The organism is Curtobacterium sp. B18 (assembly GCF_000333375.1).
Taxonomy (GTDB): Bacteria; Actinomycetota; Actinomycetes; order Actinomycetales; family Microbacteriaceae; genus Curtobacterium.
Genome location: NZ_BACZ01000757.1, coordinates 1 through 8,199, shown reverse-complemented (window position 1 = coordinate 8,199; position 8,199 = coordinate 1). Strand labels below are relative to the sequence as shown.

6 protein-coding genes and 1 pseudogene are annotated in these 8,199 nt (G+C 68.1%); 4 read left to right on the top strand and 3 right to left on the bottom strand.

Features of this window, described 5'->3' with window-relative positions:
• Positions 1 to 274: pseudogene (locus I5E_RS25845) on the top strand (hypothetical protein); the annotation flags it as partial.
• Here I5E_RS25845 and I5E_RS20105 read toward each other — a convergent pair.
• From I5E_RS20105 to I5E_RS20095, 3 genes are all read right to left on the bottom strand, one after another.
• Positions 220 to 2,148 carry a nuclease-related domain-containing DEAD/DEAH box helicase gene (locus I5E_RS20105; protein WP_022908563.1) on the bottom strand — a complete coding sequence of 643 codons (1,929 nt, stop codon included), beginning with the start codon at positions 2,146 to 2,148 and terminating at the stop codon, positions 220 to 222. The pseudogene I5E_RS25845 and the gene I5E_RS20105 overlap by 55 nt on opposite strands.
• Before the next feature lie 168 nt (positions 2,149 to 2,316).
• The gene (locus I5E_RS20100; RefSeq protein ID WP_022908562.1) at positions 2,317 to 2,946 is read right to left on the bottom strand and encodes a DUF7255 family protein; all 630 of its coding nucleotides are present in this window, start codon (positions 2,944 to 2,946) and stop codon (positions 2,317 to 2,319) included.
• A 4-nt stretch (positions 2,947 to 2,950) separates the two neighbouring features.
• Positions 2,951 to 4,177 (bottom strand): hypothetical protein, encoded by a 1,227-nt coding sequence (locus I5E_RS20095; RefSeq protein WP_022908561.1) that lies wholly within the window; start codon positions 4,175 to 4,177, stop codon positions 2,951 to 2,953.
• 232 nt (positions 4,178 to 4,409) lie between these two features.
• Between I5E_RS20095 and I5E_RS23045 the strand changes: the two genes are divergently transcribed.
• From I5E_RS23045 to I5E_RS20075, 3 genes are read left to right on the top strand one after another with little or no spacing between them, the layout of a single operon-like run.
• On the top strand, positions 4,410 to 6,527 hold the full coding sequence (locus tag I5E_RS23045; RefSeq protein WP_148287069.1) for an AAA family ATPase: 2,118 nt from the start codon (positions 4,410 to 4,412) through the stop codon (positions 6,525 to 6,527).
• Positions 6,528 to 6,561: 34 nt separating this feature from the next.
• Positions 6,562 to 7,737 (top strand): McrC family protein, encoded by a 1,176-nt coding sequence (locus I5E_RS20080; protein ID WP_148287068.1) that lies wholly within the window; start codon positions 6,562 to 6,564, stop codon positions 7,735 to 7,737.
• A gap of 9 nt (positions 7,738 to 7,746) precedes the next feature.
• Positions 7,747 to 8,067: a nucleotide pyrophosphohydrolase gene (locus tag I5E_RS20075; protein ID WP_022908557.1), complete on the top strand. Its 321-nt coding sequence runs from the start codon at positions 7,747 to 7,749 to the stop codon at positions 8,065 to 8,067.
• Positions 8,068 to 8,199 lie beyond the last annotated feature (132 nt).

Genomic DNA, 8,199 nt, shown 5'->3' with positions numbered 1-8,199 from the left:
CGACGAAGACGCCCCCGCGTTCGTCGGCACGACCCCGTGGTCGTCCCCGACGCCGTTCGTCCTCGACACGACGGCGGCACGGTCGCTCGGGTGGGAGCCGCCCGCGTTCGCGACGGCCGTCCGACCCGAGCTCGACTGGCTCGTCGAGACGGCCCACGCCGTCCCGGCGGACGGCGACGTCCCGTGGGCGGCCGACCCGTTCTGGGACCGGCTGTTCGACTACGGCCCCGAGGACGCCGCGCTCGCGTTGCTGTCCCTGAGCCACCGCGGCTGACCCGTGCCCCGCTCCGAGGTCCTGTTCATCGGCGGACGCTCCGGGGTCGGCAAGACCACCGCGGCCGAGGCCCTGCACGACCTGCTCGTCGCCGCCGACGTCCGGCACGCCGTGATCGAGACCTCATCGACCCGAGCGAGCAGAGCGGAATCGTGGTCGGCTCGACTCGTGAAGTGGTGGACTCCGGGTTCCTCACCGGAGCGCGTCACCGCGGACACCGTGTCGCCGGCACCATCGACGCCTTCGATGTCGACGAACTGGTCGTCCGCGACCATCTGCTTCGCGAAGTCGAGGATCTCGGCCGTGTTCCGATGGTTCACGTCGAGGACGACGCCGCGTCCCGCGAGGTTGATCCCCACCTCACCGAGGGTGTAGCCGCCGGGGTAGATCGTCTGTTGGCCGTCACCGATCAGCGTCAACCCGTCCGGACGATCGCCGATCACCGCGTGCAACAGCGAGACCATCGCACACGAGAGGTCCTGCGCTTCGTCCACGATCACCGCGCTGTACCGATCGAGCGGTATCTGCCGGACGGCGTCGCGAGCAAGGAGCACGACATCCTCGAAGTCGCACACCCCTCGCTCCCGCAGATTCGCCGCGTAGCGCTCGTACAGGTCCCAGACGGCCTGTCGCACCTCCACCGACAGAGCGTGCCTCCGACCCACACGGGCGAGATCGGCGTACTCGTCGAAGCGGGTGAGCCCACGGCCCTTGATGACGTGGGCGATCTCTTCCTCCCAGTAGCGGCGCGTGAAACGCGCCGCACGCAGTGGACTGGAGGCGCTGATCAGGTTCCATGCGTCGGCGAACGCACGCTGGGCCTCCAGGGCGTCGATGCGGAACGCGACCCCGCGTTCCTTCAGGAGCTGACTGGCGAACGCGTGGACGCCCACGAAGTCGACGCGGCCTACCATGTCGGGCGCGAGCCGCTCGAGCAGTGACTCGAGGACGGCGGGGAGGGTGCGGATGTAGGTCGTGAAGAGGACGCGGCCGCCGGTCGAGCGTGCGAGGTACGCGGCGCGGTGGAGGCCGACGACGGTCTTGCCGGTGCCGGCGGCGCCGCGGATGCGCGCCGGTCCGTTGAAGCTGCGGCGGACGAGCTTCGCCTGGGCGGGGTCGAGGAAGGCCATCCAGTCCTCGATGGGTGCCTCGAGGACGCCGTCGAGGAGTTGGTCGGTCAGCTCGTCGTCGAGCGTGGCGATCGTCGTCGCGGGCGGTGGCGTCGGCGCGAGGTCCCGGGGGATGACGGCTGCGGGGACGACGATCTGCGGCGGTGTCGCTGCGTCCTCGCCGATCACGGGGAAGTGGGTGAGCATCGCGGTGAGGATCTCGTCNACNCGTGATGCGGAGAGCCGGGCGCCGCGCTTCGTGATGTGGCCGACGAGGTCGTGCGTGCCGATGACGTCGACGGACGCGACGCGGGCATGCATGCGCTTCTGGCCGGCGAGTGCGGCGACCGCGTGGACCTCGCCCGGCGCGAGCCCGATGTCCGCGAGGGCGGCCTCGGTGCTGTACGCGAGGTCGGCGAGGCGGGCGATGTCGTCGGTGACGTCCTCCTGGCCGCGGGTGATGCGGTCGCCGTGGACCGCGACCTCGCGCCAGGCCTTCGTGTCGACGATGAAGACGCCGGCGCGGCCGACGACGACCATGTCGACCTGGGAGGTGCGGCTGCCGGGCCAGCGGCGGTCGGCGAGGAGGTGGTAGCCGATGCCGGCGAGTGGGGCGAGGAGCTGGGCTGTTTCGCTCTCGGTGCGTTCGGCGATCTCGAAGCGGGCTGCGCGTTGCTCGGCGTCGTGTGCCTGGCGACGGAGTTCCTGTGCGTGGCTGCGTTGGCGGCGTGCTTCGATACCTGCCGATTCCCCGGCGATCGTCATGGCGTGTCCCTCGGGGAGTCCCTGGTCCTCGGTGCCGCTCGTCGTCCCCGCGACGAGTGGTGTTGAACCATCCTCGTGGTTGGGGAGAGCCGACGGGAGTACCCGTTGTGGGGACGAGAACGGTCGACGGAAGCGAGCTCACCGCATCGGGCGAGACCGCGGACAGACCTAACGATTCACGCCGAAAGCGCGAGATTCGACGAAGGTCCGAACAACCGAGGGCGGGACGACGGCCCGGCCTCGGAGCAGATCTTCGAGACGAACTCCATCGATCACGTCGTACACGGAGACCCTCGACAGCCGGATTGCACCCGCCGCAGCTGCAACGTCCTTCATGGCGTCGTAAAGGGCTCGCTGCTTCCAACGCGGCGCGCCCCCTCCCTCGAACGTCCATTGGGGCGCAGCTGCCCCGAACATCCGCTCAGCCGAAGGACTGCTCCACCGTCGGCCGCCGGTTCCAGAGCGCCGCTCATGTGCTCGGCAGTAGTCGTCGTAGGCGCCCGCCCAGGGTGCGCTCGCGATGGGATCGACGCCGAGCGTGACGGCACGGTAACGGTTGAAGTGCATTTCCTCGTCGAGTTCGACGCGAATGCCGTCGTAGGCGAGGTCCCACCCGCCGGGGCGAAGCTCGGGCTCGTCGAGGATGCCGCCCAACGATCGGTAAAGACCGCCGATCGCCGTCCTCTGTGCCTGCGCGAGTTCCGACAGCCGCGGGCCCCGCTCGGCCGGTCGCGAGGGGAAGCCCGCGCCCTGCAGGAGCCGATCGAGCGCAGTGACGCGAGCGCCGGTCTTCGTCACGACTTCAGTCGGCTTCGGATGTGGTGAGGTCGTCGACGTCCTTCTTCTTCTTGAACAGTCCGGCGACACGGCCACCGACCGCGTCCGCGGCACCCACAACTCGCCCGCCGACGTTCTTCGCGACTGTGAGGGCCTGGGCCTCATCCGGCACGCCGTCACCGTCAAGGTCGACTCGACGGAAGACCCGTGTCGCTGAGCTCGCTGCGCCGGAAACGCCGGTCCCGACTGCGCCGGCGGCTCCGGTCACCCACGTGCCCGTCGAGCGAGCGGCATCCTCGAGCGCGGCGAGCGCACGATTGTCTGACCCCTCGTCGTCGGAGGCGGTCTTCACTGTCAGCGCGAGGTAGTCAGGGAAGGCTTCAGGCGCCTCCGGGAAGGCCGTCCGTGAGGACTTCACGACGTCGCGGCCGAACACGAAACGGGCCACGCCTCCGGTGATCGCGCCGACGCCGTACTCCACCGAGGCTCGTTGCTTGCCGCTGAGGCCCTCGCGTACGGGGTCGAGTTCGCCGGTCTGGATGGTCCGCATAAGCGTCTGCGCGGCGCTACCGGGGAGCGCGTCGGACAGTGTCGTCGCCCAATGCGACCAGTCGTCGCGGCCGGCCGCGATCCTCTGGCCCGTCGAGATCGCGCCATCCGAAGTCACCTCGGCGACGTCACTGGCCATGGTCGCGATCTGCTGCTGGCTCACACGTTCGTTGGTCAGGCCGAGGACGAGGGCCTGCGCCTGGTCCTTATCGAGGTCCATTCCGTGGAGGTCTGCCAGCGCGAGGCCGAAGACTGCGGTGATCTCGAACTGCAACTGCTGATCGCCAGCGGGCAGGAGCCGTGCGGCGGCGCCCTTCGCCCCGGTCTGCGCGGCACTCTTCGCGAGGTTCTTTGCCGCGAGCTTCATCGCCCCCTTCGTCCCGGCTTTTGCAGCTTGGGCGCTCGCGCTCTTCGCGCCGGCGACCGCTGGGCCTGCAACCGGGATCATGGCGATGGCGATGTCGGCAGCGATCGAGCCGACTGTGACCGCTGCTCCCGCCGTCGTGATCGCAGTCGTGTACTGGCGCTCGAGCATGAGGACGATCTCGGCCGGAGTCGCTGACGGGTTGCGGCGCCGCAGCCAGCGGACGTACTGGCGGGCGACTGCTCGGCGACCCGACACCGCCTTCGCGATGTCGCGGTCGATATCGTCCGCGGCCACCTCGGCTTCGAGCGTCACATCGGCTTCGTCGGCGTCGGTCATGTGGGTCGTCCTTTGGGGTGAGTTACGCTCGGGTCTTACGATCGAGGACATCGTTGCACGAACGGCGGACGTTTCGACCCGGGTCTGCGGGAACGCGCCGTCCGGTGCGGTGCGACCGAGGTGATGGGCGAAGGTATCGGTCAGCTTTCCCCAACTCGGGCGTCATCGACCTACTCGCTCGGGCGCAGTGATCACCACTTGCGCTTGCCGAGCATGTCGACAGACTGGGGTGGTGTCGCGAGCTCAGAACCGGATGATCCGTCTACGCGAGGCCCTTCGATTCCTTGAGGAACATCACCGCGTAGGACGGCGCCTCGAGGTCTGGCAAAACGTGCTCGAGCGCGTGCCGCTTGAGGATGAAGAGCTTTCGCTCAACTCGAAAGCTCGTCCTCATGGCGAGTCGGACTTCTTGTGGGGAACGACGGCGCTCGTGCACGCCGGGTTCATGACGAAGCAGAACCGAGGAGAGTGGCGCCTGACGGCGGACGGTGCTCGCGCTGCCGCGCTCAATCTCGATGACTTCACCAGGTCACTCAACGAACGCGAGCGAAATTTCCAGCGGGAGCAGAGCCAGGATCGCGCGCTGCGTCTGTCGACTGAGATCGTTCCACCCGACGCCCGCGCCGAGACGATTCGTACAGTCACGGCTTTGTTCGTGGAACGTGGACTCCGCCAACTCGACTCTGTCTTCGCGCTGGGACGAGAGGTCTGGCGTCCGGCCGTCGCCAGCGAAGTCGGGCGGCTCTTCGTCGGCCAGCCGGACGTGGAAGGGGACGACTTCCTGACGAAGCTCGGCACGCAGTTCTGGGGTGCGAGCGATGATGCGAAGCTCCTGATGGCGGAACTGATCTGCTGGCAGTTGCTCCCGCTACAGACACCGGGCGAGCTAAAGAAGCGCGAGCGTGTGCGCTTTCTCCTCGACCAGATGGAGCACCCGGTGACCATCCCACGCGAGATCGACGACGCGTTCCGTTCGTGGTCGTTCAATCCTGGGCAGGCCATGACCGGGCGCCACACTTTCGCCACGCTCTCGATCGTGGTCCGACTCGTCGAAGAGTGGGCCACCCTGCCCAACTCCGTTCGCGAGGAGCTCTTGGAGGTGCCGTGGGCCTGGCGTGACCTCGTCGCTCACGTAGACGGCACCGCTCTTCCGATCCAACGCAACGAGCTGCTCTTCCTCGTTCACCCGGGCGTTTTCGGGGAGGTCGTCGCGCCTGAGCATCGCGAAGCCATTCGCGGTGCTTTCGCGGGTGAGGTTCAGGGCCAAACGGAGGACGACCCAGACGCGCACTTCCAACAGATCACGATCGCGTTGCAGAAGAAGGCGGACGGACCAGCGCTCTTCTACGCCGAGCCGCTTGTGTCGCGTTGGAGACCGCAGTCTGCGCCCGAGCAACACCAAGAGCAGGTCCAGCCTAACGCTAGGGTCCCGGACGAGGACGAGCCAGCCGAACGGGACATGTTCCCCGCCGCCACGAGTGTCCTCGCTGAAGCCCTGCACATACCCGAACGCTGGCTCCAAGACACCCTCGACCTCATCGAGCGCCGCAAGCAGGTCATCCTCTACGGCCCTCCCGGCACCGGCAAGACGTTCCTCGCGCAGGCACTGTCGAAACACGTGACGGACGGTACCGACGGCGAGACCACGATCGTCCAGTTCCACCCGACGTACTCGTACGAGGACTTCTTCGAGGGCTTCCGTCCCGTCGCGAACGACGACAGCGGCAACCTCGCCTTCAGCCTCCGAAAGGGGCCGCTCCGGCGCCTCGCCGACAGCGCCGCCGCCAATCCCGAGGCGAACTACTTCCTCGTCATCGACGAGATCAACCGAGGCAACATCGCGAAGGTATTCGGCGAGCTGTACTTCCTCCTCGAGTACCGCGACAGCGAGATCTCCCTGCTCTACAGCGACGAGCCGTTCACCCTGCCGAGCAACATCTTCGTCATCGGCACGATGAACACCGCCGATCGCTCGATCGCGATGCTCGACGCCGCCATGCGGCGCCGCTTCGCGTTCATCGAGCTGCACCCGGAACGCGACCCCGTCCGCGACGTGCTGGCTGGTTGGGTGGCGACCAAGGGCCTCCAGGACGACCGCGCCAGCCTGCTGACGCGACTGAACACTGCCATCGCCGATCACGATGCCAAGGTGGGGCCGTCGTTCCTGATGCGCGACCTCGACGCGGGCGGCCTTGCGGACGTGTGGCGGTACGAGATCCTGCCGCTCCTCGCGGAGCACCACTACGGCGACGGCGTCGACCTGGAGGCCCGGTACGGCCTGGCAGCGCTGCGTCGCCAGACAACGCCCTCCGTTGCGGACGGGACCGAAGGTGCCGACACCGCGAGTTGAGTTGCGGAAGGCGGACCAGCCGACGCTGCACCGGATGCCGCGGGAGGTCGCGGCTGGCCTCGTCGCGGCGCGGATCGCGGACGTCTCGCCGACGTTCGTGGCGGACGAGTACCGCGTCAGCGGCGTGCGGAAGGTCGGCGTCGTCCGGATCGCCGGACACGACGTGTGGATCCGGCCGAAGACGCCCGTGCGGCGGCTGTTCGCGATGCTCGGCTACGCACGGGCCGGGAGTGCGATCTGGGAGGACGAGGACTTCGGCTTCGCGGCCGATGCCGACCTCATGCCAGCGCTGGCGCACGCGTTCGAGCGGCAGGCCTCGCGGGCGCTCGCAGGAGGGGCGCTCCGCGGGTACGTGACGCGGGACGATGCGCTGCCGCTGGTGCGCGGGCGGTGGCGGATCGGCGACCAGCTCACGCGGCGGGGCGGGCAGCCGCTGCCGGTCGAGGTGTCGTTCGACGACTACGTCGAGGACATCGCCGAGAACCAGCTCGTGCTGACGGCGGCGACGCGATTGCTCCGGCTGCCGGGAGTGCCGGCCGACGTCGTCGGGCGGCTGCGTCGGGTGGTGCGGCTGCTCGACGGAGTGACGGTGATTCCGGTAGGGGCGCCGGTGCCCGTGGTTCGGTCCGATCGGCGGAACGCGCGGTACTCGGCGGTGCTGCCGCTAGCGTTGCTCGTACTGTCGGGCACGTCGATCGAGCAGCGAGCCGGGTCGCTCGTGGGCGCGGGGTTCCTCGTCGACATGTGGTCGGTGTTCGAGGACTTCGTGACCGCTGCGCTCCGGGAGGCGTTCCGGCCGTACGGGGGAGAGTTCGTGGCGCAGTACGCGTCGACACTCGATGTCGAGGGGACGGTGAAAATCGCGCCGGACCTCGTGTGGCTCGTCGGCGGTGAGGTGCGGGCGTGCATCGACGTCAAGTACAAGGTCGAGAAGCGCGGGCAGTACCCGAACGCTGATCTGTACCAGATGGCGGCGTACTGCCGGAGGTTCGGGTTGGGCGAGGGACACCTGGTGTACGCGGCGGGAGAGTCGGAGGCGCGGCAGGTGCGGGTGGTCGACGGGCCGATCGTCCAGCAGCACGCGCTTGATCTCAGCCGTCCCGTGGCAACGGTGCTCGGCCAGCTCTCGTCGTTCGGTCGACGGGAACTGCACAGCGAAGATGTAGGACCGACCGCGCGGTCGTGTCGGCGTTGGCAGCCGCGCTGCTAGCGTCGGATCATGGCGGATGAGGGGCTGCGCGACGAGCTAAACGCCTTCGTCGACGAACGCGACTGGGGCCAGTTCCACACTCAGGAGAACCTCGCGAAGAGTATCTCGATCGAGGCCGCGGAGTTGCTCGAGTGCTTCCAATGGAAAGCCGACGCCGACGACCTGCGCGTGCGGAGCGAGCTTGCTGACGTGCTGACGTACTGCTTCCTCCTCGCGGACCGCCTCCGCACGTCGCCGGAGACCCTCATCCGCGAGAAGCTCGCGATCACGAAAGCTAAGTACCCGGTAGAACGATCGCGAGGGCGGAGCACGAAGTATGACCAGCTTTGACATCGAGCGGCTCCCATTCACGNCAGAGCACCTGCNGTCCTGGCAAGCGGATGACCGGCGCTTTCATCACTGGCCCGTGGTTTACATCCTCGACGACGGTAAGCGGGTGTATGTCGGCGAGACCCTGAATAC

What these genes read in the sequence shown, in the direction of transcription:
- I5E_RS20080 (WP_148287068.1), top strand. Translation starts at nt 6,562, where the DNA reads ATGCCGCGGGAGGTCGCGGCTGGCCTCGTCGCGGCGCGGATCGCGGAC.
- I5E_RS20075 (WP_022908557.1), top strand. Translation starts at nt 7,747, where the DNA reads ATGGCGGATGAGGGGCTGCGCGACGAGCTAAACGCCTTCGTCGACGAA.
- I5E_RS20095 (WP_022908561.1), bottom strand. Translation starts at nt 4,177, where the DNA reads ATGACCGACGCCGACGAAGCCGATGTGACGCTCGAAGCCGAGGTGGCC.